Annotated in this window: 16 protein-coding genes; 9 read left to right on the top strand and 7 right to left on the bottom strand. The window is 69.0% G+C overall.

What is annotated here, in order from left to right:
• The first annotated feature begins 2 nt into the window (after positions 1-2).
• The 5 genes from Vlu01_RS26000 (at position 3) to Vlu01_RS25980 (ending at position 4,255) form a co-directional block, all read left to right on the top strand.
• The gene (locus Vlu01_RS26000) at positions 3-971 is read left to right on the top strand and encodes a hypothetical protein (RefSeq protein ID WP_204004407.1); all 969 of its coding nucleotides are present in this window, start codon (positions 3-5) and stop codon (positions 969-971) included.
• Positions 971-1,828, top strand: coding sequence for a spermidine synthase (locus tag Vlu01_RS25995; protein WP_204004404.1), 858 nt, complete (start codon positions 971-973; stop codon positions 1,826-1,828). Before Vlu01_RS26000 ends, Vlu01_RS25995 begins: the two co-directional genes overlap by 1 nt.
• Positions 1,829-1,911: 83 nt before the next feature.
• Complete coding sequence (locus Vlu01_RS25990; RefSeq protein ID WP_204004401.1) at positions 1,912-2,604, top strand: sigma-70 family RNA polymerase sigma factor; 693 nt, start codon at positions 1,912-1,914, stop codon at positions 2,602-2,604.
• Entirely contained in the window at positions 2,601-3,377 is a 777-nt protein-coding gene (locus tag Vlu01_RS25985; RefSeq protein WP_204004399.1) for an anti-sigma factor family protein, read from the top strand. Before Vlu01_RS25990 ends, Vlu01_RS25985 begins: the two co-directional genes overlap by 4 nt.
• A 209-nt stretch (positions 3,378-3,586) precedes the next feature.
• Positions 3,587-4,255 (top strand): COG4315 family predicted lipoprotein, encoded by a 669-nt coding sequence (locus Vlu01_RS25980; protein ID WP_373307517.1) that lies wholly within the window; start codon positions 3,587-3,589, stop codon positions 4,253-4,255.
• Between the two features lie 63 nt (positions 4,256-4,318).
• Here Vlu01_RS25980 and Vlu01_RS25975 read toward each other — a convergent pair whose 3' ends face one another.
• The 3 genes from Vlu01_RS25975 to Vlu01_RS25965 all read right to left on the bottom strand — a co-directional run bounded on the left by Vlu01_RS25975 (position 4,319) and on the right by Vlu01_RS25965 (position 10,751).
• Positions 4,319-6,085: a stealth family protein gene (locus Vlu01_RS25975; RefSeq protein WP_204004397.1), complete on the bottom strand. Its 1,767-nt coding sequence runs from the start codon at positions 6,083-6,085 to the stop codon at positions 4,319-4,321.
• 55 nt (positions 6,086-6,140) lie between these two features.
• Positions 6,141-8,870 carry a bifunctional glycosyltransferase/CDP-glycerol:glycerophosphate glycerophosphotransferase gene (locus Vlu01_RS25970; protein WP_204004395.1) on the bottom strand — a complete coding sequence of 910 codons (2,730 nt, stop codon included), beginning with the start codon at positions 8,868-8,870 and terminating at the stop codon, positions 6,141-6,143.
• Between the two features lie 66 nt (positions 8,871-8,936).
• Positions 8,937-10,751 carry a stealth family protein gene (locus Vlu01_RS25965; RefSeq protein ID WP_204004393.1) on the bottom strand — a complete coding sequence of 605 codons (1,815 nt, stop codon included), beginning with the start codon at positions 10,749-10,751 and terminating at the stop codon, positions 8,937-8,939.
• Between the two features lie 494 nt (positions 10,752-11,245).
• On the opposite strand from Vlu01_RS25965, the gene Vlu01_RS25960 reads away from it, so the two are divergent.
• The gene (locus Vlu01_RS25960) at positions 11,246-12,163 is read left to right on the top strand and encodes a DNA-3-methyladenine glycosylase family protein (protein WP_204004391.1); all 918 of its coding nucleotides are present in this window, start codon (positions 11,246-11,248) and stop codon (positions 12,161-12,163) included.
• Between the two features lie 19 nt (positions 12,164-12,182).
• On the opposite strand, the gene Vlu01_RS25955 is transcribed toward Vlu01_RS25960, so the two are convergent.
• Positions 12,183-12,395 carry a hypothetical protein gene (locus Vlu01_RS25955; protein WP_204004389.1) on the bottom strand — a complete coding sequence of 71 codons (213 nt, stop codon included), beginning with the start codon at positions 12,393-12,395 and terminating at the stop codon, positions 12,183-12,185.
• Positions 12,396-12,531: 136 nt separating this feature from the next.
• On the opposite strand from Vlu01_RS25955, the gene Vlu01_RS25950 reads away from it, so the two are divergent.
• Complete coding sequence (locus Vlu01_RS25950) at positions 12,532-13,632, top strand: ATP-dependent DNA ligase (RefSeq protein WP_204004386.1); 1,101 nt, start codon at positions 12,532-12,534, stop codon at positions 13,630-13,632.
• 54 nt (positions 13,633-13,686) lie between these two features.
• On the top strand, positions 13,687-15,249 hold the full coding sequence (locus tag Vlu01_RS25945; RefSeq protein ID WP_239096132.1) for an alpha/beta hydrolase: 1,563 nt from the start codon (positions 13,687-13,689) through the stop codon (positions 15,247-15,249).
• Positions 15,250-15,290: 41 nt separating this feature from the next.
• Here the strand turns inward: Vlu01_RS25945 and Vlu01_RS25940 are convergent, their stop codons facing one another.
• The 3 genes from Vlu01_RS25940 to Vlu01_RS25930 all read right to left on the bottom strand — a co-directional run bounded on the left by Vlu01_RS25940 (position 15,291) and on the right by Vlu01_RS25930 (position 18,461).
• The gene (locus tag Vlu01_RS25940) at positions 15,291-16,442 is read right to left on the bottom strand and encodes a Clp protease N-terminal domain-containing protein (RefSeq protein WP_204004379.1); all 1,152 of its coding nucleotides are present in this window, start codon (positions 16,440-16,442) and stop codon (positions 15,291-15,293) included.
• A gap of 187 nt (positions 16,443-16,629) precedes the next feature.
• Positions 16,630-17,523, bottom strand: coding sequence for a hypothetical protein (locus tag Vlu01_RS25935; protein WP_204004376.1), 894 nt, complete (start codon positions 17,521-17,523; stop codon positions 16,630-16,632).
• Between the two features lie 269 nt (positions 17,524-17,792).
• Positions 17,793-18,461 carry a winged helix-turn-helix transcriptional regulator gene (locus Vlu01_RS25930; protein WP_204004373.1) on the bottom strand — a complete coding sequence of 223 codons (669 nt, stop codon included), beginning with the start codon at positions 18,459-18,461 and terminating at the stop codon, positions 17,793-17,795.
• Between the two features lie 62 nt (positions 18,462-18,523).
• On the opposite strand from Vlu01_RS25930, the gene Vlu01_RS25925 reads away from it, so the two are divergent.
• On the top strand, positions 18,524-18,836 hold a 313-nt coding region (locus Vlu01_RS25925; protein ID WP_204004370.1), incomplete at its 3' end, for a DUF899 family protein.

Below are 18,836 nucleotides of genomic sequence, written 5' to 3'. Positions count from 1 at the left end.
TCGTGAACCGCTTTTTCGTCGACGCCTGGGATCCGGGCTACGGGGCGTCGTTCGAGGCGTCCCCGGCCGGTCCGGCCGCACCGAGCAGCGCCCAGGTCGAGGCGGAGCACGAACTGCCGGTGGTGGACTGGCGGGCGATCGCTCCCCGCCCGGGGGTGCGGGCGCCCGACATGGTGCTGCTGGTCGACGGGGTACGCCGGATCGACGCCAGCATCTGGACGGCCGAGGAGGACGGCGGTTCCTTTCCCGGGCTGGCCGCCTCGTACGCCGCCGGGGTGGTGCGGTGCGACCTGGACCGCGGTGCCGCCCAGCTGGCCGGTGCCACGGTGGGGCGGGGCCTGTTCACCGCCAGCCCGTCGGCCACCGACGTGGTGGCCGGCAACGTGCGCTACGCCGTACACCGGGTCAGCGGGACCGGCGAGCTGGCCAAGCTTCCGGCGGCGGTGCAGGGGCCGTTGACGGCCCTGGAGGTGCAGGTCTCGGAGGCCGCGCGTACCGACGACGACCTGCTGGTGGTGGACGGGCCGTTGCGTAACCGGCGGCAGCTGCCCCGCACGCTCGGCTACATCAAGACCCAGCACAGCCAGTACCTCGACGCCCGACTCACCGCCGTGGTCACCGGTCTCGCGCCGGGCCACCGCTCGCCGGTGTTCCGGCTCGGCACCGCCTGGGGCGGCTGGTCGTGGTATCTGCGGCTGCCGGTGGCCACGGGTGCGCCGTGGGCGGGGATCGTGCGGTTGGAGTGCTCCGCCGACCTGGAGATCGCCGAGGCGGTGCGGTTGGCCGACCTGTCGCTGGTCACCCTGCCCCGGTTCGCCTCCAGCCCGTACAAGGACCCTCGGGCCCCGCAGAACCTGATCCCGATCGCCGGGCTGGAGCGGTTGCTGCGCTCCCGGCTGGGCGACGCGCGGCTGCTGCATCGTGCGCTGACCGGCGCCGCCCGCAACGCTGCCGCTCGGGCGGGTCGCTGATGGGCCGGCGGCGCGACGCCGACCGGATCACCGAGCAGGTCGACACGGGGGTCGCCGAGTTGCTGCCGGATCCGGACCGGCCCGGTTCGTGGACGCTGCTGCTCGACGGCGCACCGCAGTCGCATGTGGACCTGACCGACCCGACGCATCTGGAGTTCGAGTACGTCCGACGGCTGGCCGCCGCGATCGATCTGGTGGCCCCCGCAGGTGCACCGCTGCGGGTGCTGCATCTGGGCGGCGGCGCGCTGACGCTGCCCCGGTATGTCGCCGCCACCCGCCCGGGTTCGACGCAGCGGGTGGTCGAGGTGGACAAGGCACTTGTCGATCTGGTGCGACGGACGTTGCCGTGGCGGGCCGATCCGCGCCTGAAGGTCCGCGTGGGTGACGCTCGGGCGGTGCTCGCCTCGTGCCGGGAGGCCAGCTACGACGTGGTGGTCGCCGACGTCTTCGCGGGCGCTCGGACACCGGCCCGGCTGACCTCGGCGGAGTACGCCGCCGACGCGGCCCGGGTGCTGAATCCGGCGGGCTGGTACCTCGCCAACGTCGCCGACGGTCCACCGTTGCGCCACGCCCGGGGTCAGGTGGCCACCGTGCGGACGGTGCTGCCCCGGGCGTGTCTGGTCGCCGATGCCGCGGTGTTGCGCGGCCGGCGCTACGGCAATCTGGTGCTCGTGGCCGGCCGTCAGGACCCGCCGGTTGCCCCGCTGGCTCGCCGCGCCGCCGGTGACTGGTTTCCTGGTCGGGTGCTGGCCGACGCGGAACTCGACCGCTTCACCGGAGGCGCCGCAGTGGTGCACGATGACGCCGCCGTCGACTCGACGCCGCCTCCGCCGGGGATTTTTTCCACCCGACGTTGATCCGTTCGGTGCCGCCCTCCGTACCAGTCAGCAGCCATGCCCGTGGGGGGACGGCTTTCTGTCCATGGACGTCGGAGGTCTGCATGCACGCACTGGCGGTCGGTTGGCAGGGCGACCGGGTGCGGGTGGACTGGATGTCCGCCCGGTCCCAGTCGCGGCCGACCACGTCCACCCGCGGGGTCGACTCTCGGGCGGCGGCTCGCCAGAATAGCCCGGTGACGCCGCGACCCACCCCTGGCCGCCACCAGGCTTCCACCACCGAGGCCGCCCATTCCGACCAGTTGGTCCGCACGCTCTACGCGGAACACGCCGGACCGCTGCTGATGTTCGTGATGCGGCTGACCGGCGGCGACCGGCAACGCGCCGAGGACATCGTCCAGGAGACGCTGCTGCGGGCCTGGCGCAACGCTCATCGGCTGGGCACGCAGGGCCAGGGGTCGCTCCGACCCTGGCTGGTGACGGTGGCGCGACGAATCGCCATCGACGAGCACCGCAGCGAGCAGGCTCGCCCGGCCGAGACGTACGACCGGGACCTGACCGCCTTCGCCGAGGCCGACAGCACCGACCGGGTGCTACGCACGATGACGGTGGCGGACGCGCTGCGGACGTTGAGTCAATCGCACCGGGAAATCCTGGTGGCGACGTACTTCCGGGGCCGCACGGTGCCGGAGGCGGCCGAGGAGCTCGGTCTGCCATTGGGCACCGCGAAGTCGCGGGTCTACTACGCGCTGCGCGCGCTGCGCACAGCTCTGCAGGAGAGGGGGGTGACGGAATGAGCCGGGTTGACCACATGGACGTCGCCGCGTACGCGCTCGGCGTGCTGGACGAACAGGACATGGAGCGGTTCGAGGAACACCTCGCGACCTGCTGGGCCTGCGCCGCCGAGTTGGAGACGATGGTGCCGGTGGTCGGGCTGCTCTCCGACATCGACGAGGAGTCGATCACCGCGCTGGAGCAGACCCACTCGGATCCGGTGCTGTTGGATCGGACACTCGTGGCGCTGCGTACGCACCGTCGGCGGGCCCGGTTCCGGCAGGTCCTCGCGACCGCGGCGGCCGTCGTGGTATTCGGTGGGCTGACCGGCGTCGTCTTCAGCAACCTGACCGACAGCAGCACCCCATCACCCATCGCCGGGCCGACCACCGCTCCGGTCGGCCCACCGACCGACCGCCCCGGCAACCCCGGCGGTCCCAACGTCGGTGGCAACGAGCAGGAGGGCGACCAGATCGACGTCACCGACTCGGCGACCGGCGTACGGGCGACGTTCTTCCTCATCTCGAAGGACTTCGGCACCAAGATGGACTTCAGCCTCAGCAGGTTGCCCGGGCCGCGCACCTGCCGGCTGGTGGTGGTACGCAACGACGGCTCCACCGAGGTCGTCTCCACTTGGTCGGTGCCGGACGGCGGGTACGGCACCAACACCAACCCGCAGTTGCTCGCCCTGTCGGCGGCCACCTCGACGAAGCTGGACAACATCAAGCGCTTCGAGGTGCAGGAGATCGACTCGCGGGGGGACACGGACACTCTGGTGACCATCCCCACGGCCTGATCCACGTCCACGATGGCCCGCCTCGGTACCGAGGCGGGCCATCGTCGTATCAGGCGCACGCCGACGCCGACCTGGGGATATGGACTCACACGCACAGACCGGCCAGACGGTTCAATAGGTTCTTGTGAACTTGCCCACCCTTTCGCATTCAACCTTGACAGCGCTCACCCCGTATTTCCCGGTGAACTAGTCAAGTATGAGGAGGGCACGTGGCACAGATGAAGCGGACCGTCATCGCCGTGGGCGCCATGTTCGCACTTACGGCCTGCGCTCCCGCGGGTTACGGCGGGGCGGACGCGGGCGCGGCCGAGCCGGTCGCCGTCGCCGCGGCCGACCCCAGCGCGACCGCCGACCCCGAGGCCAGCGCGGAGCCGGGCGCCTCGGCGTCACCGGGCGCGGAGGCCGAGGACGACGCTCCCCTGCCCGACGGCGTCGAACTCACCGAGAGCCTGACCGGCAAGAAGTTCCCCCGGATGGGCAGCGCCGTGGTCAACCAGGACGGATTCATCCTGTACCGCTTCGACCGCGACAGCAACGACCCGCCGTCGTCCAACTGCGACGGTCAGTGCGCCGAGGTGTGGCCGCCGGCCCTGACCAATGGCAGCCCCAAGCTCAAGGGTGTATCCGACGACGCGGTCGGCACCATCACCCGGGAGGACGGCACCCGCCAGATCACCCTCGACGGCTGGCCGCTCTACACCTACATCGGTGACAAGAAGCCCGGCCAGTGGAAGGGCCAGGGCGTCGGTGGCACCTGGTTCGTGACCAACCCGGACGGCAGCAAGAACCTGGAGTGCCTGCCCAAGGGCAAGCCGAAGGCGGTCGCCCCGCCGTCGAAGAGCGAGTCGAACGACTCCGGCTCCGACTACGACTACTGACCCCGTCAGCACGGCGAGTGGCCGGCCGCAGCCAGCAATGGCACGGCCGGCCACCGCCGTCTGTCAGACACGCTCCCAAGGACTGGGCACCGGGAAGTAGGTGTCGAGGAACGGCGTGACGACCTTGAGTTGCGCGGCCAGGTCCTCCTCGGTCGAGAACGCGTCGTTCAGGCAGAACACGTGCCGGTCACGCTTGGCCAGCAGGTGCGCGAGGCGGGCCGGAGTGTCGGGGTGGGACAGCTCCGCGATGGTGTACTCCAGCTCCCCCGGTATCGCCCGCCCGGTGTGGAACGCGTAGTAGTGGTGCAGTGACGAGGCGATCGAAATATCGGTCAGGCTCCGGAATCGGCTCGCGGCGGTACGGCTGTGCTCGGCGGCGAAGGTCTCCTCGATCTCGTACAGCACGCTACGTCGCAGGGCGTGGGGCATGTGCTTCATCTTCTGGGTCAGCACGGTGCCGAACCGCTCAGTGATCAACCCTCGGTTGTTCTTCCCCGCGGCCGAGGAGGGAATATCCTCGCCGGACGGTGCACCGGGCGGCACCAGGGCCGGCGACGGGAAGAACCGGGAGATCCCGTTGGCGAGGAAGAAGTCGCGGGGCAGCACCTCACAGCCGAGGAAGACATCGTCGTTGAAGTAGAGGAAGTGCTCAGAGAGCCCGTCGATGTGGTGCAGCTGGCTCTCGATGGCGTGTGAGTTGTAGGTGGGCAACACCGACCGGTCGGCGAAGATCTCCCGATGGCTGACCACCTGGATTCCGGGCGCCGATTGATCCAGCCAGCCCGGTACCTGGTCGTCGGTGACCAGGTACACATTGCGCACCCAAGGTGCGAACAGGTGCAAGGACCGCAGCGAGTAGCGCAGCTCGTCCCGGCTGAGGAACCTGGCCGCACTGGCTGCCTCGCTGTGGTACGGGCTACCGGTCGCCGCGGCACGACGCCGCAGCCACTCGGGATCCGTACCGTCGACCCAGGTGTAGACGACATCGATCGGGAACGCGACGTCGTCCGGACGTCGGCCCGCGAACTCCGGCCTCGTCCGAGCCGTCGCGGGAGCTGACGCGGGCACCAGTGCGGTAAACAACGATTCGGACGCGGCGACCGCCGACGTGTCCGCCGCGATCTCCTCAGCCACCGGATTACGACGGGGCGCCACCAACGCCGCACCCTGCCGATTCCAGAACTCGACCTCACATCCGTACGCCTGGCCCAGGACGAGGCGTTGCCGGGGGTCGGTCCAGTACCAGGTCAGCCGGATCACCGTGGCGCCGACGAGACGCTTCCACGACTTCGCCTCGAAGCCCGGCAGCGGCGCCTGTTCGCTGCCGTCGCGCACCGCCGCCACGTAGCCCGGCACCCGGGCGCAGGCAGCCGCGAGAGCGGCGTACGCCCGCTCCCGGTCCGCAGCGTCCACCGCGACCACCGACGACAGCTGCGATCGACCGCGAACCCGGAAGTACTCCACCCCGGCCGCGTCGAGCGCGGTGGTCACCGCCGCCAGGTTCTCCGTCCGGGCGTGCAACGGCGTGCTGTCCCCCGTGACCCGGGCCACCCGGGGCGACTGGTCCGCGACGACGACCGCGCGGTCGCCGCCGACGAGCAGTTCCGGCTGCCGCCGCGCCAACCACTCACCCCGACGGCCCGCGAGCTGAGTGTCCCGGGATGCCTTGGCGACCCACTGCTTCAACTGGTGCCGGGCCCGCGGGCTCACCTTCCTGGCGATGGCCCGCCGGGTCTGCGGGCTCAGCACCCGCCGGTAGACGTCCACCAGCCCGGTCGGCTCCGCCAAAGCTCGCGGAGTATCCGAGTCGCTGCTACTGCCGTCAGTCATCTGCGCCACCGCCCTACCCCGGCTGCCCGCCGCGAGAGGTGAGACCCTCCGCTGTTCACCGCTGGGGTCCCGGCAGCGCGGCGATGGCGGCGGTTACCCGCCGGCAGTTCTGCTGATCCTGCACCTCGAAGAACTCAGCTGCGCGCCTCGAATACTTCTCCTCGCGGGCGCACCCGTTCTCCAGATAGGCGACGATGGCCTTGACCGTCTCAGCAGCCGACTCGCAGACCGGGCCGAACCCATGGTCTCGGTGCTCGAAGTAACCACGACGGTAGCCGCCGATGGCGAAGTACTCGTCGCTGTCGAAGTGGGCGTAGATCAGCGGGGTGCCCAGATAGGCCACATCGAAGGCGGTGGAGGAGTAGTCGGTGATGAACAGATCGCACTGCCGAAGGGCGTCCTGCACACTGCGCTGAGTCTGATCCACGACGGCGAAGCAGGATTCCGCAGGGACCATGCTCGTCGACATGGTTCGCATCTCGTAATGCGGAAGGAATTCGAGCACGTACCCGTGGCGCTGAAGGCTCTGCTTCAACTCGTCGCTACCGAAGAGCTCTCGGAGAAACTCCGCGTATCGGGATGACTCAAACGGAAACCGGGGACGCAGCGACGGGTTGTAGGACGGGCTCACCAGATAGCTGCGCCAGGTTGGCATCAGCAGGATCCGTCGGTGTCCGCGATCCGGGAGCAACGCGTCGAAGCGTGGGAAACCGAGCCGTTGCGCGGCGCTGCCGTAGTCGAACTGGTTCGCCACAAACTCGGCTTCCTTCCCTGCGGCGGCCACGAACAGATCGACCCCGGTCTTGGCGCGGTGCAGCCCGCCGCTGACGTCCTTGTCCGTGACCCCGTGCTGAAGGAAGACGCGCGCCGAACCGATGCGCCAGTTCAGGTGTTTCAGGAAGGCGGTGCGCTCCCATCGGGACGGAAGCATGTACGAGTCGATGTCATAAGAGTTGATCAGCTTCGCAGCGTGCAGCAACAAGAACTTGTGTCGGAACGAGTCGTACGTGACGACATTGCCGAGCCCGCGCAGCCGCTCCCGGTCGGGGCTGTCCTTCTCGATGACGTAATAGGCGTTCCGCCTGCGTTCGGTGTTCCGCAGGTAGCGGAACAGGTGCCAGGAGTTGTCCTGTGCGGTGTCCTTACGCTCCCCGATCAGCCAGATGTCCCGTCGCCGCATGAACGGTTCGGTGAGCGCCCGCAGCAGGCGCTGCTTCCAGAACGGTTGTCGCGAGGCGGCGTGTCGCAGATCCTTGCGTAGCAGCATGCGCTGCCATCGACGCCGGCCTGCGGCGCCGCTCGCTTTGAGAACCTGCAGCGTGGCGTCTTCCCGCCCGCTGAAGCCGGGCAGAATTCGTGTGTCGCCAGCGACCTTCAGCGGCGCATCGCGCAGGAAGGCGGCGGAGATCAGACACTGCCGGGATGCCTGGCCGGTGTCGGTCATGAAAACCAACCGCAGGCTGTGGCGGCCGTTGCGCAGCTCGGCGACCGGAATCTCCGCCGTGAAGCCGGCCCACTCACGGTTGTTGTCCGGCGACTTCAGGTCGGCACGACGCTCCAGTGTCGCCGGGACCGTCAGGCTGCTACCTCGCACCCGCAACCCGAGAGGGGTCTTGATCGGACGGTTCATCGGAAGCCCGCTGATCTGCACATGCCCCGACACCTTGAGCTTCTCGCCCGAGTCACTCAGGCGCACCTGCTCAAGCCGCGCGGATACGGTACTCACCTTGGTGAGTGGAAGGAACGCCGGCGGAATCGGATAGTCCAGGAACAGCTCTCCCCCGCACGCCACCACGCCCTGCACCCGTTCCCAGGGGCGGGCGAACAAGTCAAAATCGTACGACTTGAAGGCTAGGTATGCGACTCGGTGACGAGTGTCGGCGGTCCATCGGGCAATGAAGGACGGCTCGATGTCCTGGTAGATCTTGCTGCACTTCTCGAAGATCCGCCACAGGTCCTTGTCTTCGAAAAGTGTGTGTGCCCGCATGGCGAAGCCCTGGTAACTGCGGACGAGGAAGCGCTCAAGCACCTCTCGGCGAAAAACGTCGAGTTCGGGGCGCAACTCCGCGAGGGTCTCACAAAGTTCGAGGTGATCCCAGTAGTTCTGCTCCCGCGTGAACAGGTTGTCCATGATGGAGTTGCCGCTGACCCGACGGCGGTACTGGTAGACCACTTCGTCAACGAGGGCGATCCGCTCCGCCTTCAGCAGCATGGGAATGGCGAGGAAGGCGTCCTCGAAGTGCACCCCTTCCCGGAAGCGGAAGCCTTGCTGCCGCAGTTGGTTCAGGTCGTAGAGCTTGTGACACGGTCCGGCATCGAAGACCAACTCCGGTGCGTCGACGACGGACTGCAGAAGGCGATCTCCCTTGCCGAACGGCTTCTTCCACAGGAAGGCCGTGGGCTTCGGGAAGGTGTCCATGTCACCGATCGCGATGCTCGCCTGATGCGTCACGATCGCCTTGAGCAGCACCTCGATGGCACGTGGCGGCAGGATGTCGTCCGAGTCCACGAACGCGACGTACGGCGTGTCCGCCATGTCCAGGGCCAGGTTCCGCGCGGCACCCGGCCCGCTGTTGTTCTGCCGGACCGCTGTGACGTTGGGATGCTCCGCGGCGAACTGCTTGGCGAGCAGATCGGACCCGTCGGTGCTGCCGTCATCGACCAGAATCACGCGGCATTGTGTGAAGACGGTCTGCGCCGCGATCGACTCAAGGGTCTCGGGCAGGAAGTCCTCGACGTTGTAGACCGGGACGATGATCGTGACCTGGGGGACAGGGCCTACCACTCGAAGCTCCAGTGAGGATGGTGTGCGGGGAATACGCGTTGACAGGTGCATCTACGCGTGCCGGGGTCAGCCGTCCGGCCTGGTGAGGATGTTGTGGCCGCCGGCTGCCCTGAATCTGGTGTTGGGCAGGGTCGGTGCGTCGACCTGGTTGGACTGCCGCCTGACCGGGGCGGCCTGCCGGGAGCGGCGCCACAGGACGCTGGCACCCTGCTTGCGTCGCTCAGCCACCGTCTCCTCGGGTAGTTCGAACGGTGCTGGGAAGGGCAGGTAGCGGGGCAGGAAGTCGGCCAGCATCCGCTCCTGCTCCTCCAGGGCGCGAGGGTCGGAGTCGGTGTCGTTGAGACAGAAGACGTCGCGGTGCCGTTTCGCCAGCAACTCGGCGAGGCGGGCCGGCGTCGAGGGGTGACCGAGGTCTGCGTACTCGTACTCGATGTCGGCTGGAACCGCCTGCGCGGTCATGTACGCCCAGTACTGGTGCAATGACGAGGGGATCGACAGGTCCTCGTGATGGCGGAAGCGGTGCTGCGCGGTGGCCGTCACGTCAGCCTGCAACACGGCCTCGATCTGATGCATGATGCTGCGACGCAGGGCGAACGGCGTGTGCTTCATCTTCTGCGTGATGGTCACGCCGAACTGACGCTGGATGTGTCGGCGGTTGTTCTTCCCGGCGGCGTTCACCGGCGGATCGCTGGGTTTCGCCTCACCGAGCCCGAACTGAGCGGGCGAGAGGAAGAACTTCGCGATCCCGTTGGCGTGGAAGAAGTGGGTCGGCAGCAACGGGCGCCCCAGGAAGACGTCGTCGTTCAGATAGAGGAAGTGCTCCGCGAGCCCTTCGATGCGGTGCAGCCGGGACTCGATGGCGTGCGAGTTGAACGACGACAGGCCGCCGAGGTCGGCGAAGAGTTCGGCGTGCGACACGACGGTGATCATCGGATGGCTCGGATCGAGCCAGCTGGGCAACTGACCGTCGGTGACCAGGAAGATCTTGCGCAGCCAGGGGGCGAAGCTGTGCAGCGAACGCATCGAGTAACGCAACTCGTCCCGGTTGTGGTAGCGCGACGAGTTGGCCGCGATCGCGTGCAGCGCACCGCCCGGGGCACCCAACGCGGCCCGCTTGCGCTCCAGCCACTCTGGATCCGAACCGTCCACCCAGGTGTACACCGCGTCGATCGGGAAACCGACCCGGTCCGGGGCGCGGACCGTGAGGTCGCGCCGGGTGCCGTACGTGTGGTCGTCCGCCTCCGGTACGAAGTGGCTGAGCAGCGCCGCGGCAACCCGCACCGGCTCGGCCCGGGCCGGCGCCTCGTCGATCACCGCGTTGTGCCGGGGCGCACGGACGACGTCGCCCACCCGGCTCCAGAACTCGATCTCGCAGGCGAACTGGGCACCGAGCACCACCCCGGCCCGTACGTCGGTCACCGGGAACCACACCTGGATCACCTCGGTCGGCGCCAGGTCCGGCTGGTTGCGCCCGGGGCGTACCTCGACGCTGCGCACGTGCGCCCCGGACAGCGCCGGCGCCGACTGGACCAGTCGGCGAACCGCGTCGCGCTGGTCCACCAGGATCGCCACCGAGCTGCGCAGGTAGTCGTCGTTACGCAGGCAGTGGTACTCAATGCCGGCGGTCTCCAGGGCCGCGGTGACCGCAGCCAGGTTCCGGTGCCACATCTCCAGTGGCGTCGCCGCGGCCACCACCTCGGCTTCGGTACGGGAACCGTCGTCAGTCACCGTCACCCGCGTGCCGACCGGGTGCAGGACATCACTGCCACGCGGTCGGGTGAAGCTACGCACGAGGCCGAGCCGTCGATGCTCGGGAAGCAGGTGCAGCAGCCGCCGCCGGAGAGCAGGCGGTAAGAGACGGTAGGCGCGCAGCGCGATCATCGAACGAGCCGTTCAGTATGGACGGTCACGGCACGATCAGCGCCGACGTACGCCGAAACGAACACCGTGCGCCAAGCACTCTGTGTGAACAACCGCTCCGGCAGCCATCCCCGTTACCCTTCTCACAGCTCCCCGTGGCAAGCGAGGCTCCGGCCGAGGATCTATTCGGCTCATCGCGCCGTTTCCGAACGGATCTGGCCCCGCGCAGGTCGGACCATAGCAGCGCGTTCACCTGTGGGACAGCTGCGTTACGACCGATGGCTATCGTGTCGACAGACGAAAGCCGGATAGGTCCACTCATGTGGGATTTGCCCCGAAGAATCCTGGCCGATCAGGTGGCCCGAAAACCAAACGGACGGCTGCCAGAACTGACCGAGCAACGTCTATCCATCGCATCCGGGATGCCTGCGCGACGACCGGGCCGGGCATGGTGACGGCCGGCCCGTCCCGTGGCCGGGATCGTCCGACTGCGGGCGAGGTGACACAGTGACGTGGTGACCGGGAAGGAACCGAACCTGCGCCGGGTGCTGCACGCACCGTCCGGCTATCGCTTCGCCGCTTCGGTGCGCCCGCTCACCTTCAGCCCGTACGACCCGTGTGCGCGGATGGTCGAGGGCGTCCTCTGGTGGGCGGCGCGCACGCCCGACGGACCGGCCACCCTCGCCCTGCGGCCCGAGGGCGACGGTCTGGTCGCCGAGGGTCACGGTCCGGGCGCCGGCTGGGTGGTCGAGCACGCCGACTCGGTGGCCGGGCTCCGCGACGACCTGACCGGCTTCGCGGAGCTCGCCGCGAACCACCCCGTGGTGGCCCGGCTGGCCCATCAGCAGGCCGGGCTTCGGATGCCGGCCACCGGGCTGATCTTTCCGTCGGTGCTGCGGGCCGTGCTGGAGCAGAAGGTCACCGGCAAGGAGGCCTACCGGGGGTACGCGGCGACGGTGCGCCACTTCGCCGAGCCGGCGCCGGGGCCGGTGCGGCTGCTGCTGCCACCCGATCCGGCGGCGATCGCGGCCGCACCGTACTGGGTCTTCCATCCGTTCGGGGTGGAGCAGCGCCGCGCCGAGACGTTGACGCGGGCCGCACGGGCCGCCGACCGGCTGCAACGGTGCGCCGATTCGGCTCAGGCCACCCGGCTGCTGCGATCGATCCCGGGCATCGGGCCGTGGACCGCCGCCGAGGTGGTCCGGGTCGCCTACGGCGACGCGGACGCGGTGAGCGTCGGCGACTACCACGTACCCAACACGGTCGCCTGGGCCCTGGCCGGAGAACCGCGCGGCGACGACACCCGGATGCTGGAGCTGCTGGAGCCGTTCCGGGGACACCGGGGCCGGGTCTGCCGGCTGCTGGAGGCCGCCGCCGTGCAGGCCCCGAAGTTCGGCCCCCGCGCGCCGATCCGCTCCTTCGCCCACTTCTGAGCGCCGGGCTCGGGCGGTCTCAGGCGGCCTCACGCAGGTCGGCCAGGTCGACCGGGGTACGCCGACGCAGCAGCTCCGCCAACTCGTCGACCGAGCCGACCTCGCCGAGCACGTTCTTGCCGCCGCCGAAGCGCCGGGGATAGCGGTGCACCACCCGGTACACGTACCGGCCGTGGATCAGCTCGACGCTGACCCGCCACCGCCCACAGCACCCGCACGCCCACTCCACCACCTCGCGAAAGTAGCTCTGACCTGCGGTTTTCCGATTCGCCCGAGCGGGACGCGACGGGTCGGAGACGGACACGCCGCCCAGCGGACGGCGGTGATCCGGCTCACCCCTGTCGGTACCATCTGGTTGACTGATCGCCGTGGACCTGCCGATCAACCCGCCGGTGGAGCCGATGCTGGCCCGCAGCGTCGCGTCGATCCCCACCGGCCCGGGGATGACCTACGAACCCAAGTGGGACGGTTTCCGCTGCATCGTCTTCCGCGAGGGTGACGAGGTGGAGCTGGCCAGCCGGGGCGGCAAGATGATGACGCGCTACTTTCCCGAGGTGGTCGAGCAGGCCCGCCGGCAACTACCGCCGCGCTGTGCGGTCGACGGCGAGCTGATCGTGATCCGCCGCGACGGCCCGGACGGGCAGCCCCGGCTCGACTTCGAGCTGCTGGCCCAGCGCATCCATCCGGCGGCATCCCGGGTGAAGCTGCTCGCCGAGACGACGCCGGCCGACTTCGTCGCCTTCGACCTGCTCGCGCTCGACGACGAGAGCCTGCTCGACGCCCCCTACCCGACCCGCCGGGCCCGGCTGGAGCAGGCGTTGGCCGGGGTACGTCCCCCGGTGCACGTCACCCAGATCACCACCGACGCCGACGTGGCGCGGCGCTGGTTCGACGTCTTCGAGGGCGCCGGCCTGGACGGGCTGATCGCCAAGCCCGCCGACCTGCCGTACGAGCCGGGCAAACGGCTCATGTCGAAGGTCAAGCACGCCCGCACCGCCGACGTGGTGGTCGCCGGGTTCCGCTGGCACAAGTCCGGTCCGGTGGTGGGTTCGCTGCTGCTCGGCCTCTACGACGACGCCGGGGTGCTGCACCACGTCGGGGTCAGCGCCTCGTTCACCATGGCCCGCCGCGCCGAGCTGCTGGAGGAGCTGGCCCCCTACCGCGACGCCGGGCCCGAGCACCCGTGGGTGCACGGCGACCACGAACGCGGGCAGCGCATCCCGGGCGGAGTCAGCCGGTGGACCGGCACGAAGAACCTGGAGTGGGAGCCGCTGCGCCCGCAACTGGTGGTTGAGGTGGCGTACGACGCGATGGAGGGTGACCGGTTCCGGCACACCGCGCGCTTCGTCCGCTGGCGGCCCGACCGGGATCCGCTCTCCTGCCGATACGATCAACTCGACCGGCCGGTCCGGTTCGACGTGGACCAGGTGCTGCGGGGCGACCCGACGGTGTCGGCCGGGTCCGCATAGCTTGGCCGTCGACCTGATCACGGAGGCTCGTTCGTGACCCGTACGCCCGACCGGATCCGCAGCTTCCGGCTCACCGTGGCCGGCCTGACCGCCGCCGCCGTGGTCACCGCCGGCTGCACGCTGCCGGCGTTCGCGCCGCGTACCGACGTCGACGGCGAGGCCGCGGCGCCGGGAGCCACGGCGACCTGGCGCCCCTGCCCCGAGGTGGCCGACGAGGTGGTCGGGCGGCGCGCCCCGGACATCCGTTACGAGTGCGCCCGCATCGAGGTCCCCCGGGACTGGGCGGGTGGCACCGCCGCCACGACCGGCCCCGGTGCCGGTGAGACCTTCGAGATCGCGCTGATCCGGGTCCGCTCCACCAACCAGCGCGACCGGATCGGCTCCCTGCTGATCAACCCGGGTGGTCCGGGCGGTTCGGGTGTCGACACCGCCGTCTACCTCTCCTTCGGCGAGCGGTTCGGCGGGCTGCCCGACAGCATCATGGAACGCTTCGACATCGTCGGCTTCGACCCCCGTGGAGTGGCCCGGTCCAGCCCGGTCGAGTGCATTCCGGACGGCGACCTCGACGCCCTCTTCGGCTTCGACCCCAACCCGGCGAGCCAGGAGATGTTCGACGTGTTCGTCATGGCCAACCGGCGTATCGGCCAGGGCTGCGGCAACAAGTACGGCGACCAGCTACCGCTGTACAGCACCGAGCAGGCCGCCCGCGACATGGACGCGATCCGGGCAGCCGTGGGTGACGAGAAGATGACCTACCTCGGCTACTCCTACGGCACCCTGCTCGGCGCCACGTACGCCCAACTCTTCCCGCAGCGGGTACGGGCGCTGGTCCTCGACGGCGCCGTCGACCCCCGACAGGGGCTCATCGAAGGCTCGGAGAGTCAGGCGAAGGGCTTCGAACGCGCCTTCGACAACTTCACCCGGTGGTGCGAGCTCAACGCCGGCCGCTGCCCCATCGGCCCGTACCCCCGGATGGCGGTCAACTCGGCATTGGAGAAGGCCCGGGTCTCCCCCGTCCGCAACACCGACGGTCGGGAAGCCACCGCCGGCTGGATCTTCTACGCGATCGTCGCCTCGTTGTACTCGGAATCCGGCTGGCAGCAGCTCGCCGAGGCCATCGACCGGCTGAACGAGAGCAACCCCACCGACGTCTTCCGGTTGGCCGACAACTACGCCGACCGCGACTCCGACGGCCAGTACAGCAACCTCTTCGATGCCAACCTCGCCATCAACTGCGCCGACGAGGAGGAACGCCCCAGCCTGGAACGGATCCGCCAACTCCAATCCGTGTGGAGCACGCAGTACCCGCTCTTCGGCCCGGCCCTGGCAGCCGGCCTGGTCTCCTGCACCGAATGGCCCGGCGGCAGCGACCCCTACCCCAAGGGACGCGCCGACGGCGCCCCGCCGATCCTGGTCATCGGCACCACCGGCGACCCGGCCACCCCCTACGAGCAGACCCCGGCGTTGGCGGAGATGCTCGGCGTCGGACGGGTGCTCACCTGGGAAGGCGAGGGCCACACCGCCTACCCGCAGACGGCCTGCATCACCGAGGCCGTCAACGCGTACCTCATCGACCTCACCGTGCCGGCCGACGGCGTGCGTTGTCCGGCCCGTTAGCCACCGGCCCTGACAGGGGCGTCTCGCAGTTGTCGTCGAGGTCAGTTCAGTCCGAGGCGGGCGGCGGCCAGGTCGCGAACGGCGCGGGGATCGACGCCCAGATCAGCGAGGAGTTCTCGGCCGGTGTCGTCGGAGTCGGAAACAGCGGCGTACACCAGGTGAGCGCTTCCCGCCGGCATCCGCGCGCCGAGGTTGGCCAGTTCCCGAGCCCGCTCGGCGATCCGGGCAGCCGCCGCCGTCCACGGCGGGTTGTTCCGTTCGGTCTGCCAGGACCGCTTAGGGCGTGATTCGGCGAGTTCCGTGCCGTAGCTCGCCTTCGCCACCCGCAGAGCGGCGTCCTGCCGGGTCACTCCGAGCCGGCCGAGCAGCATCTCGTTCGCGGCATCGGACGGCGAGACGGGCCGCAGATCCCCGGCCTGCATCTCCTCCTCGAGCACGAGAACTCCCATCATCAGGTGGGCCGGTGACGTACGGTCGTGCCCGAGACGGACCGTCTCGGCGACCGCCTCCAACTCCAACCAGTTCAGTGCCGGCGTGGTCTCCGCGAACAGCCGAGCGACCGAGAGCACGAGGCCTCTCTTCAACCGGCCGGTCTTCCTGCCCGGCTCCCGGGCGATGACCCCGACCTCCTGCAACGGCCCGGCGAGCCCCGGCCGTGGCGGCTCCCGGTCACCCTGTGGCCACAGCCGAGCGACCACGGCATCCAACCGGCCGGGCACGATCTGGTCCGACACGAGGTACTCGTGGGCGTGCCGGCCCGGATCCTCTAACAGCGCCTCGAGTACATGGGGGCTGCCCACGTACGGTGCCCGACGCCGCACCGCAAGGTGAGCGGCGAGCCGTAGCACCGCCACCGCAGGTGCCTCCCAGCCGAGCGCCTCGGCAAACCGGTCCCGCGCCGGGCCGGGCCAACCGAAACTCCGCCAGTACGCCTCCCGCATCGCCCGAACGACCTCAAGGGTCAGTTCCCCCGACAACTCCACATCACCGGTCAAGACGTTTGACGCCTCGCTACGCCGCCGCCGCGGCGGCTGCTGCGGCCGGACCGGGATCACCGACCGCAGCAGCGGATGACGCCCCAGCATGCCGAAGAGCACATCGTCGACGCCGATTGTCGTCTTCTTCAGGCGCACCGCCTCGCGCGCAGCTCGGCGCAGCACCGAGTAGACGCCTCCACCCATGACGATAGACATCGTGGCCTCCCAACTGGCGCTACGCTCTCCGGCACCACAATGACGGTCGACCTCAACTGCTCCGGGTCGCCCGATGTGGGCTGGACAGGTCAGTGTTCCTGCGAGGCGTGCAGGTACAACCGCAGCGCTCGGGCTGGCAGCAGCCTGCTCGAACACCTCGTAGTCGCCGAGCCGAGCTGATCGAGCCTCAGGGTTGGTCGGCAGTGAGCGTAGAGATCGCAGATCTCGCCTGCGGCATCGCGAACAGTTGCTCCAGGACCTCGGGATAACTGGCACCTTGCGCGACCCGGCCACGCGATTGTTCAAAGGCCGTCTCAACTTCGGGTGAGGCGACCGGTGGGCGGGCCGGGATGGTGAGCGACTCCCCAGCGGACGCAGACAGCGCAGAGCCGGCACGAGCGACGAGTCGGCCTATCAGGTCCGCGTAGGAGAGGCCGTACCCGTCAAGTATGGGCCGGGAACTGCGCAACTCCTCCGGCTCAGGAATCTCACTCAGCGCCAACTGATGAAGGATCGAGGCTGCGGCGAGCACGATGTGCTCGAACTGAACATCGGCAGACCCCTCACGGACGGCCTGCCGAACTGCCTCATCCTCCAGCGTCGTCAGCAGGCCGGAACTCGGCCCGTCGACCTTCCTCGGAAGCACGGTGATGGGCCACATCAGCAAGCGGCTCACCACGTTCACCCGCAGGAAACCTGTCCGTTCCAGCGAATCGACCGCAGGTGCCCACGGGTGCTGACCCTGGAATGGTTTCAGCCGGCCGGCCTCCGACAACAGCTCACCCCGATCGACGCCGCTACGCGTCACGAGGGCACTTGCCGTCGTCCCCTCGTTCGCGAGAAGCGCGAGCAGCACTTCACGGTCGCCGACCCATGGAAGTCCCCGCTCTGCAGACCTCGATCGCGCATCGGCCAGGACCTGCACGGCCCCTGCCGTCCAGCCGGGCAACACCGCAGGCTGCTCACCAATGAGGAAGTCAGACCCCTCGCGAGAAACCTCGCGAAGGAGGGCACGAGCCACATACGAAGAGAGCAGCTCTACGGTGCCACCCTTCCCCTCGTTGTCGAAACTCGCGCCCACAAACGCCGAACTGTTCGACCTCAGAATGGACCTGAGTAGGGGCAAACTACCGCCCAACCTCCGACAGAAATCAAGCAGCAAGTCACCGGATCCGACGGAAAATCGACCGCTACGTGATGCTCTTTTGAATGCCGGCATAAGGACCGCCATAACCGTCCAGCTTGAATAGTCAAGCACGTTCACATGAAGATCATTTCGTGAGGCTTCAAGTGCCGTCCCCGCATCCATCCGACGTGTTGCAACGAGCAGGTCGCCGTAGCGTCTCACGATCAGACTGCGACAGCGAGGTAGCGCCGCACAACGTCGGTGACGATGTCGCGGTCGCCCTCGACGCGTACGATGCCGGCGCGCTCGGCGTCGGTGAGCGGCACGCCGCCGAAGAGCACGTCGCTCCAGGCCGTCGAGTCGGCGGTCACGGTCGCCACCGGGTCGACTGCGGCGCCGGGCCGGACGTCCAGCAGCCCGTCGACGGTGGTCAGCCGATATTCGCGTACGGGAGGGTCGGGCTGGCGGGCGTCGTAGAGGCGCAGGGCGGTCGACGGCAGTCCCTCGGCGACCGGGGGTGCCATGGTGCGCATGGCGAGGACCATGGCGTCGGGGGTCATGCCACCGCTGGTGCGGGGGTCCGGTCCGGAGGTGTACCAGCGGCCCAGGGACGCGAGGACCGACTCCAGGCCACGGCCCCACTCGGTGACGGCGTACGCGCGGGTACGCGCGAGATCGGTAAGCGTCACCTGGTCGATGATGCCGGCCTGGCGGAGGGATCTGAGCCGGTCACTGAGGACGGCCGGCGTGATGCCACGGACGGACTCCTGAAGGTCGGCGAAGCGTTTGGGGCCGAGGAGCAGTTCGCGGACGACGATGAGCGTCCACCTGTCGCCCACCAGGTCGAGGGCGTTGGCAGCCCGGCAGGCGTCGCCGTGGTGCGCGTAGGTCAACTTGGCAGGCAATCCCGATCAACTTCTTTCACACGAGTGGGCGCTATGTTTATAGTAGCGGTATGCAGAGTATGGATACACCGCCAGCGCCTCCGGTGGTCGACCGCGACACCTGGCTCCGGGAGCGAAACGCACTGCTCGTCCGGGAGAAGGAGCACACCCGGGCGGGTGATGCCATCGCCGCCGCCCGCCGTCGCCTTCCGATGACCGAGGTCAACCCGGTCAAGCTGGTCGGCGAGCAGGGCCCGGTATCGTTGCTCGACCTCTTCGACGGGCGTGACCAGCTCGTGGTCTACAAGCACATGTGGCACCTCGGCAAGCCGTTCGAGGAGCAGTGCGAAGGCTGCACCATCAGCATCTGGAACTTCCACGAGG

Source organism: Micromonospora lutea (assembly GCF_016863535.1).
Taxonomy (GTDB): domain Bacteria; phylum Actinomycetota; class Actinomycetes; order Mycobacteriales; family Micromonosporaceae; genus Micromonospora; species Micromonospora lutea.
The sequence above is the reverse complement of the archived record's forward strand: the minus strand, read 5'-3'. Positions and strand labels throughout refer to the sequence as shown.

What these genes read in the sequence shown, in the direction of transcription:
- Vlu01_RS25995 (WP_204004404.1), top strand. Translation starts at nt 971, where the DNA reads ATGGGCCGGCGGCGCGACGCCGACCGGATCACCGAGCAGGTCGACACG.
- Vlu01_RS25975 (WP_204004397.1), bottom strand. Translation starts at nt 6,085, where the DNA reads ATGACTGACGGCAGTAGCAGCGACTCGGATACTCCGCGAGCTTTGGCG.
- Vlu01_RS25985 (WP_204004399.1), top strand. Translation starts at nt 2,601, where the DNA reads ATGAGCCGGGTTGACCACATGGACGTCGCCGCGTACGCGCTCGGCGTG.
- Vlu01_RS25965 (WP_204004393.1), bottom strand. Translation starts at nt 10,751, where the DNA reads ATGATCGCGCTGCGCGCCTACCGTCTCTTACCGCCTGCTCTCCGGCGG.
- Vlu01_RS25940 (WP_204004379.1), bottom strand. Translation starts at nt 16,442, where the DNA reads ATGTCTATCGTCATGGGTGGAGGCGTCTACTCGGTGCTGCGCCGAGCT.
- Vlu01_RS25990 (WP_204004401.1), top strand. Translation starts at nt 1,912, where the DNA reads ATGCACGCACTGGCGGTCGGTTGGCAGGGCGACCGGGTGCGGGTGGAC.